The sequence below is a fragment of the Pseudomonas sp. NPDC089758 genome, from assembly GCF_044748705.1.
Lineage (GTDB): Bacteria > Pseudomonadota > Gammaproteobacteria > Pseudomonadales > Pseudomonadaceae > Aquipseudomonas > Aquipseudomonas putida_X.
The window spans coordinates 16,114-40,168 of sequence record NZ_JBIVGN010000028.1 but is presented as its reverse complement, the minus strand read 5'-3'; the positions used below and the strand labels follow the sequence as shown (position 1 = coordinate 40,168).

Genomic DNA, 24,055 nt, shown 5'->3' with positions numbered 1-24,055 from the left:
GGATGAGTACATTCACTACTACAACCATGATCGCATCAAGCTCAGGCTCAATGGCCTGAGCCCTGTGGAGTACAGGACTCGGGCTGCAGCTTAAAGCTGTCCAACTTTTGGGGGGCAGTCCAGGGATTGCGCCAGCTTTTAAAAGTTGGGCAAGACAGTTGTTCCCGCAGGGGGCATTTGGCTGTACCTGTGGGAGCCGGCTTGCCGGCGATGGGCTGCGTAGCAGCCCCAAACACTACCTGATTGCCATTAGCCCTCAGGCAGCCTTTTCATTGCCCCCCCTCCTGCACCGGCCTTAATTCTTCTCAGCCCGCTCGCGCAAGCTTTTCAGGGTATTGAACGGCGCATCCACCACGAACTTGTTGGCCACCATGGCCGGCACACTGCCACCCGGCTCGGTGTGCACCTGATAGGTCACTTCTGTACTGCCGCCCTTGGGCACCAATTTCCAGAAGCCTTCGACTTTCGCCACCCTTACGAAGCCCTTCTCTTCAGGGATATAAGACGGCTCACCTTTGAGGTTACGCGTCAGGCTGCCATCCGCGCCTTTGACGGTAGTGACCAGCAATACCGAATCACGCGGCGTTACCGGCCACGGCGTATTGAACTGGGTGTAGGTCCAGCTCTGATCACCTTCGTGCTTGAGCAACTTCTGCGACTTGCACTCGTGAATCCACGCACAAGCCCCGGCCACATCCTCCTGCAGCGCCTCGACCTTGGCCAGCGGCGCCTTGATCACGGTGACACCGCGATAGGCCTTGTACTTGGAGCCCGGCACTTCGCTGAGGGACACCGTGATGCCCTCCTCGTCCTTGGCCACCTGCCAGTTTTCCGCCCAGGCGGCAGGCGCCAGCAGGACACCCATGCCACACAGCAGTGCAATACGCTTGAACGATCTCATCATCTTTATCCTTGTTGTCGAAGATCCAGCTTTGTCACGCCGCCGTCATCCGCTCCCACCAACCGAGAATCCTGATTGCCTCGTCGCGATCATTGCCGCACACCTCGATATCCGCCTTGAACCCACCACACACCGCCGGCCGCTCGGGCATGCCGAACAGGTCGCAAAGGTTGTCGACGGTCAGGTGCAGGCAGCGCACGCCAGCCGGCTTGCCATCTGGCATGCGGGGCATGGCTGAAGTGATGGACGGGGCGATGCAGCAGGCACCGCAACCCTCACGGCATTTCATACAATCAGGACTCCCTGGAACAAAACGGGACGAACGTCCCCGGATACTAACCGCTCAAACATACGTTTGAAATTGCTGGCCCGATGAAATCTGCAGTGACCCAGCAGTCAGTTGCGCCCGACTACTGACGGAACTCGAAGTCGATGGCCGCCCCTTCCACATCACGGCGGCTGTCGTTGCGCATCTGCAATTGCATTTCGTTGCTGATCAACCGCCCATTGAGCTGAAACGGGCTATCGTCGTTGTGAGGCTTTTCGGTGAACATGGCCGGCAGCAAAGGTTTGCGCCGGGTAGCAGAGCTGCCGACATCAGGCTCGAGCTCGTTGACCATGTCGGCCGGCAAGCTGAGGTCGAGCTTTGCCTTGGGCACCGGTTTGGCCACAGCTTTGCTCACTGGCTTGCGCGGTACCTTGCTCTTGGCTTTGGGCTTGGGCTTGGCAGGCTGCTTGGCCGATGCCTTTTCAGCCGCCGCGCCCTGATGCGCCGATGCGGCAGGCTGCGCCGCCTGGGCAAGGCCACAAGGCGCCCAGAGCGGCGCGAGGCAAAAAATCAGGGCAACGCTACGCAACAGTTTCATGGACATCGGCTGGCAGGCTGGAAATGTGCGTATGCTCTCTGTTCCGACCGCACCTGGCAAGCGTTACACAAGCGCAGTTACAGACTCCCTGCACAATTGCTGGGCGAGCATACCCAGTGTCATCACCGCCCGTTCGGCTTCCTTGTTCCACGGAATGCCACAGTTGAGCCGGATGCAGTGGTTGAACTGCTCGGTATTACTGAAGATAAGCCCGGGGGCGATACTGATCCCCTGCTCCAGCGCACGCACATGCAGCTCTTGAGTATTGACCCGTCCCGGCAGGCTGACCCACAGAATGAAGCCCCCCGTGGGCCGGGTCATCTGCGTACCCTCAGGGAAGTGCTGCTGCACCGCCAACTGGTAGGCACTGAGGTTCTTGCGGTACTCCTGACGGATATAGCGCAGGTGGCGATCATAGCCGCCGTTCTCCAGGTAAGCCGCCACCCCCATCTGCGTGACACTGCATGCCGAGTGAGTGGTGAAGGTCTGCAGCCGCTGGATTTCCTCCTGGTATCGCCCCGCCACCATCCAGCCGACGCGCACGCCGGGTGACAAGGTCTTGGAAAAGCTCGAGCAGTAGATCACACGATCCAGCCGGTCGAATGCCTTGAGCGCTTTGGTCTTGCCCTGCTCGAACATCAACTCGCCATAGATGTCGTCCTCGACGATCTGGATGTCGAAGTCCGAAGCCAGGCGCAACAACTGCTTCTGCCGCTCTTCGGGAATCGTGCCGCCGAGCGGGTTGCTCAGACGCGTGGTCAGCACCAGCGCTTTGATCGACCATTGATTGGCCGCCAGTTGCAGCGCCTCCAGACTGATCCCGGTGGACGGGTCGCTGGGGATCTCGATCACCTTCAGCCCGAGCAAATCAGCCAGCTGCAGCAGGCCGTAATAGGTGGGCGACTCGGCAGCGATCAGGTCCCCCGGGCGGGTCAGCACGCGCAACGACATCTGAAGGGCATCGACACAGCCATGGGTGACGATCACCTCACTGGGATCGACCAGCACGCCCGCATCGCGCATGCGGATCGCAATTTGCCGACGCAACGGCTCGAAGCCTGGGCTGAACATGTAGCTGAAAGCTCGCGGGCTGTGAAAGCGCGTGACCTTGGCGATCTGCTGATGCAAGGCGCGCACCGGCAGGTAGTCGACATGGGGAACGGCGGCACCGAACGCGAACACGCCATCACGACGCGCCTCGGTCAAAACCTGCTGGATGATGCTCGCGCGGGTGACCAGGCCGGGGCGCTCGACCCTGGCAATGTCAGGCGTCTGCGCAGTCAACGCCGGGGTCTGGTGCACGTAGTAGCCCGACTGCGGCCGAGCGCGGATCAGCCCTTGGTCTTCGAGATTGGCATAGGCCTGCAGCACCGTGGCATGGCTGACGTTGAGCTGGGCGCTCATCTTGCGCACGGACGGCACGCGCTCGCCTGGCTGGTAGACACCACGGCGGATGTCATCGGCCAGTTGCTGGGCGATACGCTGATACAGCAGCAGGTTGGTCATGGCGATATCTCGACGCGCGGACGGGCTCATTGTTCTTGTACGACTCACTTACGGTAGAGGATACCGTAACAGTTGCAAAGTGTACTGGGACAGATTGCACAATAGTCGACATTACAGTGGCGTGGCCGCTATCGAAAGGGTTAGCCAGCGCGCCTCTTCGCCAGCCACGAAGAGGCGCCAGCGGTCAGCGTGCCGGGGCCAGCCTTCCTTTGTCATCGGAGAAGACGATTTCCACCCGGCGGTTCTGCGCCCTGCCCCGCTCCGAGGCATTGGCCTCGATCGGGTACTGGTCGCCATACCCTTCAACCTGCAGACGCTTTTCGTCGACACCCAGGTCGACCAGCATGTCGGCCACGGCCTGCGCCCGGTCGCGCGACAGCTTGAGGTTATCTTCCGGCGCGCCGGTGTTGTCGGCGTAGCCCTCGATCCGCACCACCCGGCGCGGGTTGAGCTGAAGGAACTGGACCAATTTGAGCACCGTGCGGCTGGCCGAATTCTTGAGGTCCGCACGACCGGTATCGAACAGGACATCGCCCAGGGTCATCACCAGCCCGCGATCGGCCTGCTGCGAGGCCAGCGCGGCGATCTGCGCTTCGACCCATTCACCCTGCTGCTGTACGCTGGCCAGCTTGGCCTCGCGCAAGGCCAGCTGCAGGCGCTGGCGCTCAAGGTCGAGCTTGGCCAAACGCTCCTGGTTCAGCGCCAACTTCGCGTGCTCACCGGCGATTTCGCTGTAACGCTGGCTCAGATACGCATAGTGGCGCACGTCGCTGCCGGTGCCTATGTAGCTGGACAGGCGCTCGGCGCGGGCCAGCGATTCACCGGCCCGGATCACATCACGTGGTGCGCTGCGCAGTACAGCGGAGTCATCCTTGACCTTCTGAAAAGCCACGGAGGCATCGTCCAGCGCCGCCGCACTGCGCTGACTGGCGCACCCCTGCAGGCCGCCAGCCAGTGCCAGCACTGCCAGCGCCGCCATCGGTTTGAAGCACTTCATGGCTGCATCTCCAGTTGCTTGCGCAAGCGCTTGACCCGCGACTGCAATACGTCGAGCTGCTCCTCACTCTTCTGGTTAAGTACCCGCGCCTCGGCCAGACGGGCATCGAGCTCGGCCTGCTCGGCACGCATGCGGGCGTCGCGGTAGTCTTCGGTCAGCATGTCGCTCTTGGCGCGGGCGAGCTTGTCTTCGGCAAGCTTCAACTCCTCGACCTGGTCGGTGGCGCCGACCGCCCTCGCCTGTTCCAGCGCCTGCTCGGAAATACGCATCTGTTCATTGGGCGCCGGGTCGTTGGCGCAGCCGGCCAGGCCGAGCATGGCCACGGCAAGGATCAGTGATTGGGTTCTCACGCACTCTTCCTACTGTTTGGGGGCGTCCGCCTGCACATCCATCTGCGCTTTCCAGCGCTCGACATTACGTTGCAGCACGGCTTCAGACGCACCGGAGATCGGCAATTCTGTCAGCTTTTTTGCCAGTTGCCCACGCAACCAGGTGTCATTGCATGCCGAGTTGTGCGACACAGCCAAGAACAGCCCGGGCCGGTCGACCGGCAGGCCGCGGGCGATCAGGTCATTGCTCATGCCCAGGCTTTGGGTCATGGCCATGCCCGAGTAGCGCCCAGCCAGTACGTAATCCACCTGGCCCAGCACCAGCTTCTGGAAGGCCTGGGTCAGGTTCTGCGCCGGCACCAGGTTCAACTGCGCCTTGGCGAAGGCGCTGAAAGCCGGGGTCAGGCGGGCACGCTCCGACAGGCTACCCTGGTACCTGGCCAGATCCGCCGGGCCGTTGAATTCCACTTCAGCATCATGGCGCGTCCAGACCAGGTATTCATTGAGCTGCAAGGGCGGATGGATGTAGTCCAGGGCGGTCAACTGCTCCACCTGCAGGGGGGTGTCGAGCAACACATCCATGCGCCCGCTGCGCACCTCTTCCAGCGCCTGGTCGCGCCTGCCAGCATTGAGGACCTCCACTTTCAACCCCAACTCCCCGGCCACCTGGCGCAACAGATCGACATTGGCGCCGACCAGGTGTTTCGGGTCCTTCGGGTCTTGCCAGGAGTAAGGGGGCGCATCCGGGCTGCCGGTCGCCACCAGCCGCTCACACTTGCCAGCCGCCATCGCCAGCGGTGAAAGCATCGCCATCGTGCACACCAGCACCTTGCCTGCTTCACGCAACGCCATCCTTCACTCCTTGCCCGCATAAAAAAACCCGGCCCTCGTGAAAGGGCCGGGCTTCTTTATAAGTGAAGCAGGCGGATCAGACCAGCTTTTCCAGCTCCGGAACCGCTTCGAACAGGTCAGCGACCAGGCCGTAGTCGGCCACCTGGAAGATCGGCGCCTCTTCGTCCTTGTTGATCGCAACGATCACTTTGGAGTCTTTCATGCCGGCCAGGTGCTGGATCGCGCCGGAAATACCGACGGCGATGTACAGCTGCGGTGCAACGATCTTGCCGGTCTGACCGACCTGCATGTCGTTGGGCACGAAGCCTGCGTCGACCGCAGCGCGCGAGGCACCCACGGCAGCGCCAAGCTTGTCGGCCAAGCTGTACAGGTGCTTGAAGTTGTCACCGTTACCCATGCCACGGCCGCCGGAAACGACGATCTTGGCAGCGGTCAGCTCTGGGCGGTCGGACTTGGCCAGCTCTTCGCCGACAAAGGCGGAAATACCCGCATCGTGCGCGGCGCCTACAGCTTCAACAGTTGCAGAGCCACCTTCGGCGGCCACAGCGTCGAAGCCGGTGGTACGCACGGTGATCACTTTCACAGCAGCGCTCGATTGCACAGTGGCAATGGCGTTACCGGCATAGATCGGGCGCTTGAAGGTGTCGGCCGATTCAACGGAAATGATCTCGGAGATCTGGTCGACGTCCAGCAGCGCGGCAACGCGCGGCAGGATGTTCTTACCGTTGGTGGTGGCCGGGGCCAGCACGTGGCTGTAGCCGTTGGCCCCGCCTTGTTCAACAAGAGCAACGATCAGCGGCGCGACGTTTTCTGGCAAGACGTGGGCATAGGCTGCGTTGTCAGCAACCAGCACCTTGCCAACACCCGCGATCTTGGCAGCGGATTCAGCGATACCACCGACGTTCTGGCCTGCGACCAGCACGTGCACATCACCACCGATCTTGGCGGCTGCGGCGACAGTGTTCAGGGTGGACGGGGCTACGGCACCGTTCTCGTATTCAGCGACAACCAGGATAGTCATTTAGATTACCTTCGCTTCGTTCTTCAGCTTCTCGACCAGTTCGGCCACCGACTTGACCTTGATACCCGCGCTGCGGGCAGCAGGCGCTTCGACTTTCAGGGTCTTGTTGGTGGAGGCGAGCGATACGCCCAGCGCGTCTGGAGTCAGGGTCTCCAGTGGCTTCTTCTTGGCCTTCATGATGTTCGGCAGCGACGCGTAGCGCGGCTCGTTCAGGCGCAGGTCGGTGGTGACGATCGCTGGCAAGTTCAGCGCTACGGTCTGCAGGCCGCCATCGATTTCACGGGTGACGTTCAGCTTGTCGCCAGCCACTTCAACCTTGGAGGCGAAGGTACCTTGGGCGTAGCCGGTCAGCGCGGCCAGCATCTGGCCGGTCTGGTTGTTGTCACTGTCGATGGCCTGCTTGCCGAGGATCACCAGCTGCGGCTGCTCTTTGTCGACAACGGCTTTGAGCGCCTTGGCCACGGCCAGGGAATTCAGTTCGTCGGCAGCTTCGACCAGGATGGCACGATCGGCGCCCAGGGCCAGGGCAGTACGCAACTGCTCCTGAGCGGTGGTCGGGCCGACGGAGACGACGACGATCTCGCTTGCCACGCCCTTCTCTTTCAGGCGCACAGCTTCTTCCACGGCGATTTCGCAGAAGGGGTTCATGGACATCTTGACGTTTGCAAGGTCGACGCCGGAGTTGTCCGCTTTGACGCGAACCTTGACGTTGTAGTCGACCACTCGTTTGACAGCTACAAGAACCTTCATGGATTCCTCGTTACTCTCCGGTGAATAGATAGTCGCCTGGGGCTAAGCCCGGCGATGCGCGTGGGTACAAGGGCACCTCTGAAAACGATACGCGCGGTGCAATCTTCACGGTGACCAATCAGTCCAGTTGAGACTCTTGCGGCAAATACCCGCGGGTCATTTCCTGTGGTGGCGTGTAAACTCCACTACAAACCGTGTTTTGGCCCGAAAGCCTTACCCCACACCTGGTTTTTAGAGGTGTACCTGCGCCCGGCGTTAAGCCTACGGCGAACGTAAAACCGCTCGTATCTTGACCGCAACACCCAATCCGGTCAATACGGCAAATCGGTCACCCTCCAGCCGCGCTCCTTTGATTTTACTGGCCTGCGGCAAATTCAAACAAACGTTTGTATTGGACCCGTCAAGTGGTGTAGATATAATGCGCGGCCAAGACAAAACGGTGTAGTTCATCCTCTGTGACGCTACAGCTCCGCTCCCGTGAAGCGCGGCGCGCATGATCACCCCACACCCATAAGACAAAGCAACAGCACCAGCCTTGATGAGTAGGAGAGAACCAGTGGAACGCGAATACATGGAATTCGACGTGGTCATCGTCGGCGCTGGCCCGGCGGGCCTGTCAGCCGCCTGCCGCCTGAAGCAGAAGGCCGCCGAAGCCGGTAGCGAGATCAGCGTCTGCGTGGTCGAGAAAGGCTCCGAAGTCGGCGCCCACATCCTCTCCGGCGCGGTGTTCGAACCCCGCGCCCTGAACGAACTGTTCCCCGACTGGAAGGACCTCGGCGCGCCGCTGAACACCGAAGTGAAGCGTGACGACATCTATGTGCTCAAGGATGCCGGCAACTCGACCAAGGTCCCTGACCTGTTCGTGCCCAAGACCATGCACAACCAGGGCAACTACATCATCTCGCTGGGCAACCTGTGCCGCTGGCTGGCCCAGCAGGCCGAAAACCTGGGCGTGGAGATCTACCCCGGCTTCGCCGCCCAGGAAGCGCTGTTCGATGAAAACGGCGTGGTCCGCGGCATCGTCACCGGCGACCTCGGTGTCGACCGTGAGGGCAATCCGAAGGACGGCCTGTACACCCCAGGCATGGAACTGCGTGCCAAGTACACCTTGTTCGCCGAAGGTTGCCGTGGCCATATCGGCAAGCAGCTGATCAAGCGTTTCAACCTCGACAGCGAGGCCGACGTTCAGCACTACGGCATCGGCCTGAAGGAAATCTGGGAAATCGACCCGGCCAAGCACGAACAAGGCCTGGTGGTGCACACCGCCGGCTGGCCGCTCGACGTGATGAGCGCTGAAAACACCGGCGGCTCGTTCCTCTATCACCTGGAAAACAACCAGGTGGTGGTCGGCCTGATCGTCGACCTGTCCTACAGCAACGCTTACCTGTCGCCTTTCGACGAATTCCAGCGCCTCAAGCACCACCCGGTGATGAAGCAGTACCTCGAAGGCGGCAAGCGCATCAGCTACGGCGCCCGCGCCATCTGCAAAGGCGGCCTGAACTCGCTGCCGAAGATGGTGTTCAACGGCGGCGCGCTGATCGGTTGCGACCTGGGCACCCTGAACTTCGCCAAGATCAAGGGCAGCCACACCGCCATGAAATCCGGCATGCTCGCCGCCGAGGCAGTGGCTGACGCACTGGCTGCCGGCCGCGAGGGCGGCGACCTGCTCGACGGCTACGTCAGCGCGTTCAAGGCCAGCTGGCTGTACGAAGAACTGTTCGCCAGCCGCAACTTCGGCCCTGCCCTGCACAAGTTCGGCCCGCTGCTCGGTGGTGCGTTCAACTATGTCGACCAGAACTGGTTCGGTGGCAAGCTGCCTTTCACCCTGCATGACACCAAGCCGGACTACGCCTGCCTCAAGCTTGCGGCCCATTCGAAAAAGATCGACTACCCCAAACCCGACGGCAAGCTCAGCTTCGACAAGCTCAGCTCGGTATTCCTCTCCAGCACCAACCACGAAGAGGAGCAACCCTGCCACCTGAAGCTGACCGACCCGAGCATTCCGATCGCCAGCAACCTGCCGCTGTACGACGAACCCGCTCAGCGTTACTGCCCGGCAGGCGTGTACGAAGTGGTCAGCCAGGAAGACGGCAGCAAGCGCTTCCAGATCAACGCGCAGAACTGCGTGCACTGCAAGACCTGCGACATCAAGGACCCGGCCCAGAACATCACCTGGGTTACCCCTGAAGGCGCCGGTGGGCCGAACTACCCGAACATGTAAGCCCGCCCTTGCAGCAAGCAAAAGCCCCCTGGCCTCACGGCCCGGGGGCTTTTTCGTTCAGGCTAGCAGCGCCCAGCGGGCGTTAGCCGTTCATTTGTCGACGCACATGAGCGGCATGGGCTCGGCCGCGAATGCCAAAGGTTCCCGGCGGCCAAAGTAGAGGGCCGTGAGCAGCCCCACCGCGCCCATGAGCAGGCAAAAGCCAACGCACACCCACGGGCTCCACGGCATCAACGCGATCAACGCCAACGGCGTGGTACTGGCCCACAAGGCGTAGGCCACATTGTAGGTGAAGGAAATACCCGACACCCGGATCTGCGCCGGGAACAGCCCGACCATTACCGACGGCACCACCCCCACCACACCACAGCACAGCCCGGCCAACGCGTAGGCCAGCCACGTCATGCCCCACTGCCCCACCAGGCTCGCATACAAGGCACCGATACCCAGCGGCAGCAGCGCGCTGTAGATCATCAGCGCCCGCCACGCGCCCAGGCGATCGACCAGCAGCCCGGCGAGCACACAACCGATATTGAGAAAGACGATGCCTACGCTGCTCAAGGCGAACGTGTGCGCGGCGGTCATGCCGAAGCGCTGCTGCATGACCGTCGGCGTGATCACCACCAGCACCACCACCGCCGAGGTCAGCACGCAGGTCAGCAGGGCAGCCGGGATCAACGCCCTACGATGCTCGCCCAGCACCCGTCGCAGCGGGAACTTCACCGGCTGCTCCTTGCGCTCGCGCAAGGCCAGAAACACCGGGGTTTCACTCAGCCAACGGCGCAACCACACGCCGATCACCCCAAATACCCCGCCGAGCAGGAACGGGTAACGCCAGGCGTAATCGAGAATTTCCTCGGCGGTAAACACCTGAGCCAACAGTGTCGCAGTCAGTGCCCCCAGCAAATAGCCAAAGGTCAACCCGGCCTGCAGGAAGCCCAGGGCGTAACCCCGCCGCCCTTGCGGTGCGTGTTCGGCAACGAATGTCCAGGCACTGGGCACCTCGCCACCGACCGCAGCCCCCTGCAGTATGCGCAGCGCCAGCAAGACCAGCGGCGCCGCGTAACCGATCTCGGCATAGGTCGGCATCACCCCGATCAGCAGGCACGGCAGCGCCATCATCAGAATGCTCAGGCTGAATACCCGTTTGCGGCCCAGGTGATCGGCGAAGTGCGCCATGACGATGCCGCCCAGCGGCCGCGCCAGGTAGCCGGTGACGAAAATCCCGAAGCTTTGCAGCAGGCGCAACCACTCAGGCATTTCAGGCGGGAAGAACAGCTGGCTGAGGGTCAGGGCGAAGAACACGAAGATGATGAAATCATAGATTTCCAGCGCGCCGCCCAGGGCGGCCAGGCCCAGGGTCCGGTGGTCGCCGCGGCTGAACCGGGGCGGGCGAGCGGTATCGATGGCAGTCATGGCACAGGTCCGCAGATCGGCAAAGGGCAAGAGGATAACAAATACCCGCTGCCTTGCCCTGCCCGCTGCGGCTATCGGCTGAAGACCGTGTGGGCGAAGTTCCTGCGCGGGTAGGCCGGCGGGCCACTGCTGGAAAGGCCGGACGGCAAGGCCAGCTTGCCGATCACCACCGGCGCATCGATCAGCGCCATGAAGGACTCAAGGGCCTCGTTGTCCGGCACCTGCGGCAGGCTCACACTCACCGCTTGGCGCTCGCTCGGCGGCACACTAGGGACCTTCAGGTGCCGCGAGTGGTACAGCAAGGCATGCTGAATCTGCGTGCTCACCCGGCAGAAGCGCGCCAGGTCGACACCCGCATGGCTGGCCAGCTCGAAATTGCCCAGCAGCAGGTTGAACGGCTCCAGCGCGCACTGTACCAGGCGCTGCAGTTCGTCGAAGGAGCCCACCGGGGCAATCCGGTAATAGCCCAGGCCATTGAGCAGCCTTTCCAGCTGCAGGCGCTGGGACGGGTGCTCGTCGGCGATCAGGATGCGCAGGGTCTTGTTGGTCATTGTCGGACCTGGGCAGTCAGGTGAATAGGGACACGCTCCCTGACCAAACAGCGCCAGTGACAGGCAACCACCAGGGCGGCGCCTGGCGGGGTCAATTTAGATAGTTGTCTTGAAACAGTTAGAAATCAAGTTGCCAGCACACAGAATTTTCACCGGTGCACTACCTTTTTTTCAGGATTCCCACTGGCGCATGCGCACCCGGCAATGCTTCATGGCGTTGACGATGTGCTTTTCCACCAGGCTGCGCGAGATGCCCAGGTGCTCGGCAATCTGCTGATGCGACAGGCCTTCGAGCTTGCGCAACAGGAAGCTGTCACGGCAGGGCTGGCTCAATTCATCGAGTGCCTTCTGCATCAGCGCCAGGCGCTGGTCCAACTGCATGGTCTGGGTAGGCGCCGGGCTGTGCCAGCGTTCGTCCAGGTCCAGCACTTCCAGCGGTTCGGACTGGCGCAGCAGGTGGCGGCGATGACGGTCGATCACCAGGTTCAACGCCGTGCGGTAAAGGAACGCGCGCGGATGCTCGATCTGCTGCGTACCGGTGCGTTCGAGCACCCGCAGATAGGCATCGTGAGCCACATCTTCAGCCGCCTGGCGGCTGCCCAGGCGCGCAGAGAGGAAGCTCACCAATTCGCGATAGTAGTGTTCCACGACGGCACCTGGTGTACGTCCTGACAGGCTCGGACAGGGTCATGTGATATCAGCGTGGGATCTTACAAATTATAATGATTCTCAGCAACTGTCCTTCCCCCTGCGCCAGCGCAGCTAAATCCGCCCCGCGCGCCTTCGTTTAACTGGCACCTCCGTGCGCACCTTGATCTGGCTGCGTGTGGCCACCCATTGGCTGGAAGTCCGCATGAGTCGCATACCCAAAACCCGCCGCCACCTCTTGGCGGGCAGCCTCGGCCTGCTGGCCGTTGGCAGCCTGCTGGCCTGGAAGGCGCTTCCCTTGGGCGCCCTGCCCGTGAGTACCGTCGCGGTCACCCGCGCCGACATCGAAAGCAGCGTCACCGCCCTGGGTACGCTGCAGCCGCGAAGGTATGTGGATGTCGGCGCCCAAGCCTCCGGGCAGATCCGCAAGCTGCACGTAGAGGCTGGCGATCAGGTGCACACGGGGCAGCTGCTGGTAGAGATCGACCCCTCTACCCAGCAAGCCAGGCTGGACGCCGGACGTTTTTCGATCGACAACCTCAAGGCGCAACTGGCCGAGCAGCGCGCACAGTACCAGCTGGCCACCCAGCAGTACCGGCGCCAGCGCGAACTGGCTGGCGCCGGCGCCACACGCGAGCAAGACCTGCAGGCAGCCGACGCCCAGCTCAAGGTCACCCAGGCCCGCATCGACATGATCCAGGCGCAGATCCGCCAGGCCCAGGCCAACCTGCGCAGCGATGAGGCGGAGCTTGGCTATACACGTATCTACGCGCCGATGGACGGCACCGTGGTGGCGGTGGATGCCCGTGAAGGCCAGACCCTCAACGCCCAGCAACAGACGCCGCTGATTCTGCGGATCGCCAAGCTCTCGCCGATGACCGTGTGGGCCCAGGTGTCCGAAGCCGACATTGGCAAGGTCAAGCCTGGAATGAGCGCCTATTTCACCACCCTGGCCGGCGGCAAACGCCGCTGGAACAGCAGCGTGCGGCAGATCCTGCCAATCCCGCCCAAGCCGCTGGCGCATGCCAGCCAGGGCGGCGGCGGCCCTGCCAGTGCCATCGCCGGTACCACAGGCAGCCAGGTGGTGCAGTACACCGTGCTGCTGGACGTCGACAACCCCGACGGGGCGTTGATGGCCGACATGACCACCCAGGTGTTCTTCGTCGCCGGCCAGGCCAGCCAGGTACTCACCGCGCCACTGGCGGCACTGGACGACAGCCAGGCCGATGACCTGCGCATGGCCCAGGTACTGGGCCAGGATGGCAAGGTCGAACAACGCACAGTGCGCATCGGCCTCAGCGACCGGCTGCGCGCGCAAGTGCTCGATGGCCTCAGCGAAGGCGAGCGCCTGGTCATCGGTGCGCCCCTGGCCAGCGGAGGTTGAATGGCCGTTCCCCTGATCGAACTGCGCGACATCCGCAAATCCTACGGTGGCATCGACACCCCCAAGGTCGACGTGCTGCGCGGCATCAGCCTGAGCATCCACCCTGGCGAATTCATCGCCATCGTCGGTGCATCGGGCTCGGGCAAATCGACCCTGATGAACATCCTCGGCTGCCTCGACCGCCCCACCTCGGGCCATTACCTGTTCGCGGGCAAGGACGTGGCCCGGCTGGGCAGTGACGAACTGGCCTGGCTGCGCCGCGAAGCTTTCGGTTTCGTGTTCCAGGGCTACCACCTGATACCTTCAGGCTCAGCCCAGGAAAACGTCGAGATGCCCGCCATCTACGCCGGCACTGCACCCGCCGAACGCCACGCCCGCGCCGCCGCCCTGCTGGAGCGCCTGGGCCTGGCCAGCCGCACCGGCAACCGCCCGCATCAATTGTCCGGCGGCCAGCAGCAACGGGTGTCGATCGCCCGCGCACTGATGAATGGCGGCCATATCATCCTTGCCGACGAGCCGACCGGCGCCCTGGACAGCCGCAGCGGTACCGAGGTCATGGCCCTGCTGGACGAACTGGCCAGCCAGGGCCATGTGATCATCCTGATCACCCACGACCGCGAGGTGGCGGCACGGGCGCGTCGGGTGGTGGAAATCCGCGACGGGCTGATGATCAGCGACTCGGCCGGCGACCAGCCTCCAGACAGTGCGCCGCAAAACCTGCAAGCCGATGACCTGCGCCAGCGCCTGGACCGCGGTACGACCGTGCGTGGTGCGTGGCAAGGCGAACTGCTCGAGGCGCTGCAGGCAGCCTGGCGGGTGATGTGGATCAACCGGTTCCGCACCGCCCTGACCTTGCTTGGCATCGTCATCGGCGTGGCTTCGGTCGTGGTCATGCTGGCCGTGGGCGAAGGCAGCAAACGCCAAGTCATGGCCCAGATGGCCGCGTTCGGCTCCAACATCCTCTACCTCAACGGGCGCCCGCCGACGCTGCGCGAGCCAGGTGGCATCGTCACGCTCGATGACGTCGCCGCCATCGCCGAACTGCCCTTGGTTCGGCGCGTCATGCCGGTCATCGGCGGCGACCTGATGGTGCGCCACGGCAACAACAACCAGAAGTTCTACGTGGGCGGCAACAACGTCGAATTCCCCGCCATCCTCAACTGGCCGGTCGTGCAGGGCAGCTTCTTCAGCGAGGCCGACGAACGCAGTGGCGCTGCCGTGGCGGTCATCGGCCAGAAAGTCCGCGACAAACTGCTGGCCCCCGGCACCGACGCGTTGGGTCAATACCTGCTGATCGGCAACGTGCCGTTCCAGGTCGTTGGTGTGCTCGCCGGCAAGGGCGCAAGTTCGGGTGACCAGAAGAGCGACGAGCGCATCGTGGTGCCTTACTCCGCCGCCTCCATGCGCCTGTTCGGCAGCCACGATCCGGAATACGTGATCATCGCCGCCGCCGATTCGGCCCGGATCGCCGACACCGAAGCAGCGATCCAGCGCCTGATGCGCAAGCGCCATCAAGGCAAGGACGATTTCGAGCTGACCAACGATGCAGCCTTGATCCAGGCCGAAGCGCGCACACAAAACAGCCTTTCGCTGATGCTTGGGGCGATCGCTGCGATCTCGTTGCTGGTCGGCGGCATCGGCGTGATGAACATCATGCTCATGACCGTGCGCGAGCGTACCCGTGAGATCGGTATCCGCATGGCCACCGGCGCGCGCCAGCGCGACATCCTGCGCCAGTTCCTCAGCGAGGCGGTCATGCTGTCGATGGTCGGCGGGCTGAGCGGCATCGTGCTGGCGCTGCTGATCGGCGGCGGGCTGATACTCGCCGACGTCGCCGTGGCCTTCGCCGTGCCCGCCATTCTCGGCGCCTTCAGTTGCGCCGTCATCACCGGCGTGGTGTTCGGCTTCATGCCAGCACGCAAGGCCGCCCGACTCGACCCGGTCAAAGCCCTTACCAGCGAATAATCCATGACATTGCCAAGCCGCATCAGCCTGTTGACCCTGTGCCTGGGCCTCACCGCCTGCACTACCCCCCCTGCGCCCTCAAGCGTCATCAGCGCACCGCAACACTGGCAAGGCAAGGTAGCTGCGCCCGCCATCGCACTACCATCGGGGCACTGGTGGCAGGCGTTCGCCAGCCGTGAGCTGGACCACCTGGTCAAGCGCGCACAACACAACGCCCATGACCTCGCCGCAGCCGCGGCCCGCGTACGCCAGGCCCAGGCCCGCGCCGTGATCGCTGGCGCGCCGCTGTTGCCAGAGGTGCAAGGGGGCCTCGATGGCAGCCGCCAACGCCTGCTGCACGGCGAAGGGTCCGACCAGTTGGACGTCAGTAGCAGCGAGCCCACCTACACAGCCTTCGGCCTGCAACTGACCGCCAGCTACGAGCTCGACTTCTGGGGCGGCCTGCGCGCGGCGCGGGCGAGCGCGCTGCACGGCCTCGACGCCAGCCGCTTCGACCGCCAGACGGTGGAACTGACCTTGGTCAGCGCCGTTGCCGACAGCTACCTGCAAGGCCTGGCCCTGGAAGAACAACTGCGCATCGCCCGCCTTAACCTGCGCAATGCACGGGCGGTGCTGAACCTGGTCGAAACCCGCCAGCGCGCGGGCTCCGCGACCCGCCTGGAACTGGCCCAGCAGCGCAGCCTGGTGGCGGCTGTGGAGCGCCAGGTGCCGCTGCTCGAGCAAAAGCGCCAAGACAGCCGCGTCACCCTCGCCACCTTGCTCGGTGACCCGGTACAGGCCTTGCCGGCCAGCCGCCAGCCGATCACCACCCTACACTGGCCGGCAATCGGCAGCGGCGTTCCCAGCGAGCTGCTGACTCGCCGCCCCGACATCGCCGCTGCCGAAGCACGCCTGGCCGCCGCCAACGCCAATGTGCAGGTGGCCAGGGCGGCCATGCTGCCGAAGCTGACGCTGGGCGCCAACCTTGGCACGGGCGCGAACACCTTTGCCCAGGTGCTCGACAGCTCCTACTACACCCTCACTGCCGGCCTGGTCGCGCCCATCTTCAACAACGGCCGGCTGCGCGCCGCACGCGAGCTGGCCGAAGCCGAGCAGGACGAATTGCTCGAACAGTACCGCAGCAGCATCCTGGCCGGCTTTGCCGACGTGGAAAAAGCCCTCAACGCCATCGAGGGTGTGGAGCGTCAACGGCTGTGGCAGGACGAGGAAGTGGTGCAGGCACGCCAGGCCTTCGCCCTGGCACAACAGCGCTATGAAGCGGGTGCCGAGACCCTGCTGAGCGTACTGGAGACCCAGCGCACGCTTTACCTGGCCCAAGACCAGCAGGCGCAGTTGCGCCTGGCCCGCCTGCAGGGCAGTGTGGCGCTGTACAAGGCACTTGGGGGTGGCTGGCAGCTACCGCACTGAAAAGGCCGCGCACGGCTTGCGGCCGATGTTTTCAGCGCTGCGCCAACTTCAGATTGCGCGCGTACCAGGGGCGTTGCGGGACTTTCGGCCGCAGCTTGGCGAACAGGTCATCGTCGCCAAAGATGATGCGTAACGCCAGCTTCATGGTCTCCGGGTCCATCTCCACACTGCGCCCGGGCCGCAGCCCCGGTACCGTCGAGCAACCGTGGGTGTCTGGCCCCAGCCACGGGTCGGCCACTTCGACCCAGCGCCCAGGCGCAAACCACGGCACACCGTTGACGTCCAGGCGCCTGACCTGCCCCGGGTGCACCCGCTCATGGGCGCGGAACCAATCCTCGATACGGTCGTCGATCCAGCCGTGGAAGTGCCAGAACACCGGGTTTACATGGGATGAAAACGGATCGCCGAGGAAGTCGTTCTCGGCCTGGAACCAGCGTGCGGCAAAATCTTCCGGTTTGCGTGCGAACGGCACCGGCAGGCCACTGGAGGGGTCGCGCGGCACCGAAGCCCAGCGCATGTGCAGCCAGTCGTGCAAACCCAGCTCCATTTCCGAACCGAACTGCCCCAGCGTAAGCGTGCTCAGGTAGTGCGGGTCGGTGTACTTCGACTCCCATACCTGGAAGTTGGCGTGGAACGTATCGGGCGTCTTTATATCGCGCACCCATTGGGTGTACGCGGCATCGCCCGAAGCCAGCCAAGTGGGCGGCAAGGCATTGCCATCATGGTTGTCGAAATAGCGGGCGAAGCCGATGCGGTCGCGCTCAAGCTCAGGTTGCGGCAGTGGAAAACGCTTCCAGGAGGGTAAATCCTGATGGGCCCGGGCCGCACCCAGCATGTGCCGGTGCATGAAGAAGAAATCCACGCCCGAGCCGTTGCGGTCCTTGTGCCGGCCCCGCGCATCGCGCTCATGGCCGCGCGGCCCTGGCTGCCAGCCCAGGCCGCGCAGCGCCGCCTGTTGGTCCTTGTTCAGCTTGTGCCACTTGTCGCGCGAGGCATGCCAGAGCTGGTGGAACAATCGATGCTCCGGCGCGATCAGGCTCGCCAGCAAGGCCGGTGACAAGGGCGCCCGCTCCCGGGCCTCGGGGAACGGGCGCTTGAGCGCAAGAAAGCGGTTGTCCTGCTCGGGCAGGGTCAATGCGCGCCCCAGCGGCAGCATGCGGCCATTGAGGGTCGCCTGGCCGGCGTTGCCGAACCCGCCCCAGGCTTCGTCGAGGACCACCTGGCACTCATAGCTCACCTGCTCCTGCCCCGGCTGCGTCGAAAACAGCCGCCAGCGCAGTGCCCCTGGCTTGTCCCCCAGCAGGTCACCCATCACACGATAGCGCGGCTCTTGCGTACCCCGCAGGCGCTCGGGCGTGTCCAGGTAACCACGCAGGCCACGCCCACTGTGGGCCACGTCCAGCAACAGCTCCAGCTCCCCCTCAGGCAAACCGTGCAGCCCTGCGTCCGCGCCCTGCGCCGTCCAACGCCAGCACCCGCGCAAGGTGTCCCCCAACTGCTGCAGGGGCGCATCGGCAAGTTCGACCACGGCTTCGCCCGGGGTTTCAGGAAACTGCTCGTCGAACTGCTGGCGCTGCACGTGCCGCACGTACAGCGCGGCGGGCACCGCCACGCCTGTCAATGCCACACCGGCGATGAAGCCGCGTCGAGAAATCGTCATTGCACTACCTGAGCATTCATTGCGGCCATGGAACACGGCCCGTCCAAGGCTAGAACGTTGTGCACCACGCAAAATTTACCGCCGCGGGCGGACCGCCCGTGGCGCAGCCAACGATAAATTTGCCCTGCCGTTGTTCGTCCACCTGATACCCAAGCCCTGCCCGCGCAGACCCTGAGCCGGCAGCCGCCCCGATCACCCGCGCAACGAGATGGCAATGACCAAGACCCGTTCCCGCAAAGCCCTGTACATCGGCCTGCCCCTGGCCCTGACCGTTGCCCTGGCGAGTGCCGCTGGCTACTTCTATTGGCAGCACCTGCACGCAGGCTACCCGCTGAAAATCGTGCAACAGGCTGAGCAGCTGCACGAGCACATGCTCTCGTTCGACAGCCATATCACCGTGCCCTTGAGCATGGGCAGCGAGGGGCACGAAGTGGACAAGGATGGCCCTGGCCAGTTCGACCTGGTCAAGGCCAACCGTGGCCGCCTCTCAGGTGCCGCCCTGACCGTATTCGGCTGGCCGGAAATCTGGAACGGCCCGAACGCTCCGCACCGCCCTACCCCCGGTTTCGTCGATGCCGCCCGGCAAGAACAGGAAGGGCGTTACAAGATCATCACCGGCATGGTCCGCGACTTCCCCAACCAGGTCGGTATCGCCTACACCCCTGACGACTTCCGGCGCCTCAACGGCGAAGGCAAGTTCGCCATCTTCATCAGCATGCTCAATGCCTACCCGCTGGGCCACGACCTGTCGCAGCTCGACCTGTGGGCGGCACGTGGCATGCGCATGTTCGGCTTCAGCTACGTCGGCAACAACGACTGGGCCGACTCTTCGCGGCCGCTGCCGTTCTTCAACGACACCGCCGATGCCCTGGGCGGCTTGTCACCGCTGGGCGAGCAGGCAGTGAAACGCTTGAACGACCTGGGCGTGATCATCGATGTGTCACAGATGTCCACCTTGGCACTCGAGGATGTCGCTCGCCTGTCGCGCGCGCCAATCGTGGCTTCGCACTCGGCACCGCGGGCCATGGTGGATATCCCGCGCAACCTCTCCGACAAAGAGATGCAACTGATCAAAGAGAGCGGCGGCGTGATTCAGGTGGTTGGCTTCGGTCAGTACCTCAAGCCCCTGACCCAGCCGGTCGTGGACAAGCTCGATGCCCTGCGTGCGCGCTTCGACTTGCAACCGCTGCAAGGCCTGACCAATGCCTTGATGCCGGGCGACGCGGTGATTGCCATCTGGCCAGAGGCCCGCTTCGGCGAGTATGCAAGCTCGCTGTACGCCATCTTGGAAGACGAACCCAAGGCCACCTTGAAACAGTACGTCGACGCCATCGACTACGCCGTGAAAAAGGTCGGCATCGACCACGTCGGCATCGCCTCGGACTTCAACGATGGTGGCGGCCTGGAGGGCTGGAAGGACGTCAGCGAAATCAGCAACGTCACCGCCGAACTGCTGACCCGCGGCTACAGCGAAACAGACATTGCAAAGCTCTGGGCGGGCAACTTCCTGCGCGCCTGGGAGCAAGTCCAGCGCGCTGCCCACCCTGTCGCCAACCGTTGAGCCGAGCCTGCCTACCATGAGCAACCGCCGTAGCTTCCTGAAACAGGCCGGCCTGCTGGCCGCGAGCCTGCCACTGCTGCCCCAGGCCCTGGCTGGCGCCAGCGCACCACTGAGCGGCCCCGACAAATGGCGCAACCTGCGCACGCTGTTCCCGCTCGACCCACAAGTCGCGCACTTCGCCAACTTCCTGGTGACCGCCCACCCGCGCCCGGTACAGGCAGCGATCGACCGCCACCGTGCCGCGCTGGACCGCAACCCCGCCGCCCTGATGGACTGGGAAAGCCAGTACGAATGGCAGCGCGAGGATGAAGTGCGCGAGTGGGCCGGGCGCTACCTTGAAGTCAAACCGCGCCAGGTGGCCCTGACCGGGAGCACCACCGAAGGCCTGGCGATGATCTATGGCGGCCTGAAGGTCGGCGCCCACCAGGAGATCCTGGTCACCGAGCACGAACATTACTCCACCCACAAGGCGCTGGCCTTCCGCGCCCAGCGCCAGGGCACCCTGACCCGCAAGATCCGCCTGTTCGACGACCCGTGGACAGTCTCCACCGACCAGGTGCTCAGTACCCTGGACAAAGCCATCCAGCCGCATACCCGCGTGCTGGGCATGACCTGGGTGCACTCCGGCAGTGGCGTCAAGCTGCCGGTCGGCGAGATCGGCGCGCTGGTGCGCCAGCACAACCGCAACCGCAGCGAAGCCGAGCGCATCCTCTATGTGGTCGACGGTGTGCACGGCTTCGGCGTGGAGAACGCGCGTTTCGCCGATTTCAACTGCGACTACTTCATCGCCGGCACCCACAAGTGGATGTTCGGCCCGCGCGGCACGGGCATCATCTGCGCGGCCTCCACCGGCATGGAGCACCTCACCCCGACCATGGCTACGTTCTCCCGCGATGAGGACTTCGCCACCATCATGACCCCGGGCGGCTACCACGCCTTCGAGCACCGCTGGGCCGCCAATGAGGCCTTCAAACTGCACCTGGCGCTGGGCAAGGCCGACGTGCAACAGCGCATCCACCAACTCAACAGCCTGCTCAAGGGGCGCCTCGCCGAGCACCCCCAGGTGCAACTGGTGACACCGCGCAGCGAGCGCTACTCGGCCGGTTTCACGTTTTTCCGCATCAAGGACCGCGACCCCGACGCCGTCGCCGCCCACCTCACCGCCAACAAGGTGATGTGCGACGCGGTGTATCGCGATGTCGGCCCGGTGATCCGCCTGGCCCCCAGCCTGCTCAATGACGAGCAGCAGATCGACCGGGCCATGGCCCTGATTACCCAACAACTCTGACAAGGCATCCCCATGACCGCTTCCATGCATCGCCTGACCCTGGCCGGCCTGCTGGCCGCCTGCAGCCTGCCGGCCCTGGCAGCACAAGCCGCCCAACCCCCGGGCACGGTGTTCCGTGACTGCGACACGCTCTGCCCGGAGATGGTGGTGCTGCCCGCCGGCACCTTCAACATGGGCACCCCGCCCGACGAAATGGGGCGCCAGGATGACGAAGGCCCACAGCATGTGGTGACCTTCGCCAAACCCTTCGCCATCAGCCGCTTCCAGGTGACCGCCGAGCAATGGGATGGCTACCTCAAGGCCACGGGCACGCGCATCGCCGACGGCGACGATCGCCCGGGCCGGCGCTGCACTGCCAGCAAGCCGAGTTACAAACAGGGCCCGCAGCAACCGGCAGTGTGCATGAGCTACCACGACGTGCAGGACTACGTGGCCTGGCTGTCGAAAAAGACCGGCAAGCACTACCGCATGGTCAGTGAGGCCCAACGCGAATATGCCGCACGCGGTGGCAGCACCGGCATGTACCCCTTCCCCATCGACCCAGACGCCACCTTGGAAATCAGCCAGCACGCCAACGTCTACGGCCCCAAGGATGGCTACAGCTACAGCTCGCCCGTGGGCAGTTACCCCGCCAACGCCTTTGGCGTGTACGACATGCACGGCAACGTCTATGAATGGGTCGCAGACTGCTACCACAACAGCTACGCAGGCGCCCCGGCCGACGGCAGTGCCTGGGGCCAGGCCAGCCGGGCCAAGGACAGCTGCAAGGTGGTCAGCATCCGCGGCAACGACTGGGGCGAGGCGCCGATCTTCTCCCGCTCGGGCAACCGCAACACCAATTTCCCGGAGCGCCTGGGTGACTGGCTGGGTGTTCGGGTGGTGCGCGACCTCTGAAGGTACGCGGTTAAATTGCCCTGCGGGCCACTCGTCATAACCATGTACTTCTGCCTCTGATCCAGGAATTCAACATGACCTCCAAAACCCGCGGGGCGCTGAGCGAGCTGTTCACCCTGCTCAAACCGTTCTGGCCGATCGTTTCCCTGTCGGTCGTCATGGGCATGGTCGGCGGCCTGAGCGTTACCGCCCTGCTGGCGACCATCAACAGCGGCCTGCACGCCGACGGTGGCCTGAGCAACGGCGTGATCCTCGGCTTCGCCGGGCTTTGTGCGCTGGCACTGGCCAGCTCGATCTGCTCCGACATCGGCACCAACTATGTCGGCCAGCACATCATCGCCAAACTGCGCAAAGCCCTGGGCGAGAAGGTGCTGTCGGCGCCCATCGAGCAGATCGAACGCTTTCGCAGCCACCGCCTGATCCCGGTGCTGACCCATGACGTCGACACCATCAGCGACTTCGCCTTTGCCTTCGCACCCCTGGCGATTTCGCTGACCGTAACCCTGGGCTGCCTGGGTTACCTGGCCACGCTGTCACTGCCGATGTTCCTGATGATGCTCGTGGCAATCGGTATCGGCAGCGTCGTCCAGTACATCGCCCGAGGCCGTGGCATCAAAGGCTTCATGGCCGCCCGCGACGCCGAAGACCGGCTGCAGAAGCACTACCACGCCATCGCCGAAGGCGCCAAGGAGCTGCGCATCCACCGCCCGCGCCGCCAGCGCATGTTCCGCCAGGGCATCCAGGACACCGCCGATGCGATCTGCGCCACCCAGGTACGCTCGATCAACACCTTCGTCATCGCCAAGAGCTTCGGCTCCATGCTGTTCTTCGTGGTCATCGGCCTGGGCCTTACCCTGCAGTTTCTCTGGCCAAGCGCCGACCCCAAAGCCATCAGCGGCTTCGTGTTGGTGTTGCTGTACATGAAAGGCCCGCTGGAACACCTGATCGGCACCTTGCCGGTGGTCAGCCGCGCGCAAATCGCCTTTCGCCGTATCGCGGAGCTTTCCGAGCAGTTTTCTTCGCCTGAACCGCACCTGCTGCTGGAGGACCACGGCAACCCGCCCGTGGTGGTCGACAGCATGGAATTGCGCGAGGTGAGCTATGCCTACCAGGCCAGCCCAGGCGCCCAGCCCTTCCAGGTAGGGCCAGTGAACCTGCGCATCGCCCAGGGCGACATCGTCTTCGTGGTCGGTGAAAACGGCTGTGGCAAGACCACCCTGATCAAGTTGCTGCTGGGCCTGTACCCGCCGCAACAGGGGCAGATCCTGCTCAACGGCCAGGCCATCGACGCACAGGGGCGCGACGACTACCGGCAATTGTTCACCACCGTGTTCGCCGACTACTACCTGTTCGATGATGTGGTGCAGGGCGATACGCACATCCCCGACGACGCCAACCGCTACCTGGAGCGCCTGGAAATCGCCCACAAGGTCAGCGTCAAGGACGGTGCGTTCAGCACCACCGACCTGTCCACCGGCCAGCGCAAGCGCCTGGCGCTGATCAACGCGTGGCTGGAAGAACGCCCGGTGCTGGTGTTCGACGAATGGGCCGCCGACCAGGACCCGACCTTCCGGCGCATCTTCTACACCGAGCTGCTGCCGGACCTCAAGCGCCTGGGCAAGACCATCATTGTCATTTCCCACGATGACCGCTACTTCGACATCGCCGACCAGCGGGTACGGCTGCAGGCCGGCAAAGTCGTCGTCGAACACGCGCCAGCCCTTGTCTGAACCCCACCCGGCGCGCCCCACGCGCGCCGGATGCAGCTGTTTCACCGCCTGCCTAAATCACCCCCCTGCCCCTTCGTCTCTCTCAGTACGCTTAATTCTCCAGTGATG

At 63.9% G+C, this 24,055-nt stretch carries 22 protein-coding genes; 9 read left to right on the top strand and 13 right to left on the bottom strand.

The features are described from left to right. Positions 1–94, top strand: a 94-nt coding sequence (locus tag ACIPZH_RS25260) for an IS3 family transposase (protein ID WP_400638272.1), incomplete at its 5' end; no start/stop codon positions are given. Between the two features lie 201 nt (positions 95–295). Here the strand turns inward: ACIPZH_RS25260 and ACIPZH_RS25255 are convergent. The 9 genes from ACIPZH_RS25255 to ACIPZH_RS25215 all read right to left on the bottom strand — a co-directional run bounded on the left by ACIPZH_RS25255 (position 296) and on the right by ACIPZH_RS25215 (position 7,222). Next, on the bottom strand, positions 296–901 hold the full coding sequence (locus ACIPZH_RS25255) for an START domain-containing protein (RefSeq protein ID WP_267824035.1): 606 nt from the start codon (positions 899–901) through the stop codon (positions 296–298). A 34-nt stretch (positions 902–935) separates the two neighbouring features. After that, the gene (locus tag ACIPZH_RS25250) at positions 936–1,190 is read right to left on the bottom strand and encodes a YkgJ family cysteine cluster protein (RefSeq protein WP_400628381.1); all 255 of its coding nucleotides are present in this window, start codon (positions 1,188–1,190) and stop codon (positions 936–938) included. A gap of 121 nt (positions 1,191–1,311) precedes the next feature. Then, positions 1,312–1,767 carry a hypothetical protein gene (locus ACIPZH_RS25245; protein ID WP_400638270.1) on the bottom strand — a complete coding sequence of 152 codons (456 nt, stop codon included), beginning with the start codon at positions 1,765–1,767 and terminating at the stop codon, positions 1,312–1,314. A gap of 63 nt (positions 1,768–1,830) precedes the next feature. Next, a complete protein-coding gene (locus ACIPZH_RS25240; RefSeq protein ID WP_241804444.1) occupies positions 1,831–3,273 on the bottom strand; it encodes a PLP-dependent aminotransferase family protein in 1,443 nt (480 codons plus the stop codon). Positions 3,274–3,457: 184 nt separating this feature from the next. Next, positions 3,458–4,270: an OmpA family protein gene (locus tag ACIPZH_RS25235; RefSeq protein WP_400638268.1), complete on the bottom strand. Its 813-nt coding sequence runs from the start codon at positions 4,268–4,270 to the stop codon at positions 3,458–3,460. Next, a complete protein-coding gene (locus tag ACIPZH_RS25230; RefSeq protein ID WP_349976310.1) occupies positions 4,267–4,620 on the bottom strand; it encodes a DUF4398 domain-containing protein in 354 nt (117 codons plus the stop codon). The genes ACIPZH_RS25235 and ACIPZH_RS25230 overlap by 4 nt, the downstream gene beginning before the upstream one ends. Positions 4,621–4,629: 9 nt before the next feature. Beyond that, positions 4,630–5,451 (bottom strand): substrate-binding periplasmic protein, encoded by an 822-nt coding sequence (locus ACIPZH_RS25225; RefSeq protein ID WP_400638267.1) that lies wholly within the window; start codon positions 5,449–5,451, stop codon positions 4,630–4,632. Positions 5,452–5,527: 76 nt separating this feature from the next. Continuing rightward, a complete protein-coding gene (locus ACIPZH_RS25220; protein ID WP_267817451.1) occupies positions 5,528–6,472 on the bottom strand; it encodes an electron transfer flavoprotein subunit alpha/FixB family protein in 945 nt (314 codons plus the stop codon). Next, positions 6,473–7,222: an electron transfer flavoprotein subunit beta/FixA family protein gene (locus ACIPZH_RS25215; RefSeq protein WP_012315360.1), complete on the bottom strand. Its 750-nt coding sequence runs from the start codon at positions 7,220–7,222 to the stop codon at positions 6,473–6,475. Between the two features lie 556 nt (positions 7,223–7,778). Between ACIPZH_RS25215 and ACIPZH_RS25210 the strand changes: the two genes are divergently transcribed. After that, positions 7,779–9,443, top strand: coding sequence for an electron transfer flavoprotein-ubiquinone oxidoreductase (locus ACIPZH_RS25210; RefSeq protein WP_241804450.1), 1,665 nt, complete (start codon positions 7,779–7,781; stop codon positions 9,441–9,443). A 90-nt stretch (positions 9,444–9,533) separates the two neighbouring features. Here ACIPZH_RS25210 and ACIPZH_RS25205 read toward each other — a convergent pair whose 3' ends face one another. The 3 genes from ACIPZH_RS25205 to ACIPZH_RS25195 all read right to left on the bottom strand — a co-directional run bounded on the left by ACIPZH_RS25205 (position 9,534) and on the right by ACIPZH_RS25195 (position 12,058). Next, positions 9,534–10,859 (bottom strand): MFS transporter, encoded by a 1,326-nt coding sequence (locus ACIPZH_RS25205; RefSeq protein WP_400638265.1) that lies wholly within the window; start codon positions 10,857–10,859, stop codon positions 9,534–9,536. Between the two features lie 71 nt (positions 10,860–10,930). Continuing rightward, the gene (locus tag ACIPZH_RS25200) at positions 10,931–11,410 is read right to left on the bottom strand and encodes a histidine kinase (protein ID WP_241804452.1); all 480 of its coding nucleotides are present in this window, start codon (positions 11,408–11,410) and stop codon (positions 10,931–10,933) included. A 171-nt stretch (positions 11,411–11,581) separates the two neighbouring features. Then, positions 11,582–12,058: a sigma-70 family RNA polymerase sigma factor gene (locus ACIPZH_RS25195; RefSeq protein WP_241804453.1), complete on the bottom strand. Its 477-nt coding sequence runs from the start codon at positions 12,056–12,058 to the stop codon at positions 11,582–11,584. 205 nt (positions 12,059–12,263) lie between these two features. Between ACIPZH_RS25195 and ACIPZH_RS25190 the strand changes: the two genes are divergently transcribed. The 3 genes from ACIPZH_RS25190 to ACIPZH_RS25180 are packed head-to-tail and all read left to right on the top strand — an operon-like array spanning position 12,264 to position 16,814. Continuing rightward, positions 12,264–13,442, top strand: a complete 1,179-nt coding sequence (locus ACIPZH_RS25190) for an efflux RND transporter periplasmic adaptor subunit (protein ID WP_400638264.1) — start codon at positions 12,264–12,266, stop codon at positions 13,440–13,442. Then, positions 13,443–15,407 carry a MacB family efflux pump subunit gene (locus ACIPZH_RS25185; protein WP_400638262.1) on the top strand — a complete coding sequence of 655 codons (1,965 nt, stop codon included), beginning with the start codon at positions 13,443–13,445 and terminating at the stop codon, positions 15,405–15,407. A gap of 3 nt (positions 15,408–15,410) precedes the next feature. After that, positions 15,411–16,814, top strand: a complete 1,404-nt coding sequence (locus ACIPZH_RS25180) for an efflux transporter outer membrane subunit (protein ID WP_400638260.1) — start codon at positions 15,411–15,413, stop codon at positions 16,812–16,814. Positions 16,815–16,845: 31 nt separating this feature from the next. Here ACIPZH_RS25180 and ACIPZH_RS25175 read toward each other — a convergent pair whose 3' ends face one another. Then, on the bottom strand, positions 16,846–18,474 hold the full coding sequence (locus ACIPZH_RS25175; RefSeq protein WP_349976303.1) for a twin-arginine translocation signal domain-containing protein: 1,629 nt from the start codon (positions 18,472–18,474) through the stop codon (positions 16,846–16,848). A 214-nt stretch (positions 18,475–18,688) separates the two neighbouring features. Here ACIPZH_RS25175 and pvdM point away from each other — a divergent pair, with 214 nt between their 5' ends. The 4 genes from pvdM to ACIPZH_RS25155 all read left to right on the top strand — a co-directional run bounded on the left by pvdM (position 18,689) and on the right by ACIPZH_RS25155 (position 23,947). Then, positions 18,689–20,035 carry a pyoverdine-tailoring dipeptidase-like protein PvdM gene (pvdM, locus tag ACIPZH_RS25170; RefSeq protein WP_400638259.1) on the top strand — a complete coding sequence of 449 codons (1,347 nt, stop codon included), beginning with the start codon at positions 18,689–18,691 and terminating at the stop codon, positions 20,033–20,035. A 16-nt stretch (positions 20,036–20,051) separates the two neighbouring features. Further along, the gene (locus tag ACIPZH_RS25165; RefSeq protein WP_349976302.1) at positions 20,052–21,323 is read left to right on the top strand and encodes an aminotransferase class V-fold PLP-dependent enzyme; all 1,272 of its coding nucleotides are present in this window, start codon (positions 20,052–20,054) and stop codon (positions 21,321–21,323) included. 12 nt (positions 21,324–21,335) lie between these two features. Continuing rightward, positions 21,336–22,217 carry a formylglycine-generating enzyme family protein gene (locus ACIPZH_RS25160; protein WP_400628402.1) on the top strand — a complete coding sequence of 294 codons (882 nt, stop codon included), beginning with the start codon at positions 21,336–21,338 and terminating at the stop codon, positions 22,215–22,217. A 74-nt stretch (positions 22,218–22,291) separates the two neighbouring features. Next, positions 22,292–23,947 (top strand): cyclic peptide export ABC transporter, encoded by a 1,656-nt coding sequence (locus tag ACIPZH_RS25155; RefSeq protein WP_400638258.1) that lies wholly within the window; start codon positions 22,292–22,294, stop codon positions 23,945–23,947. Positions 23,948–24,055 lie beyond the last annotated feature (108 nt).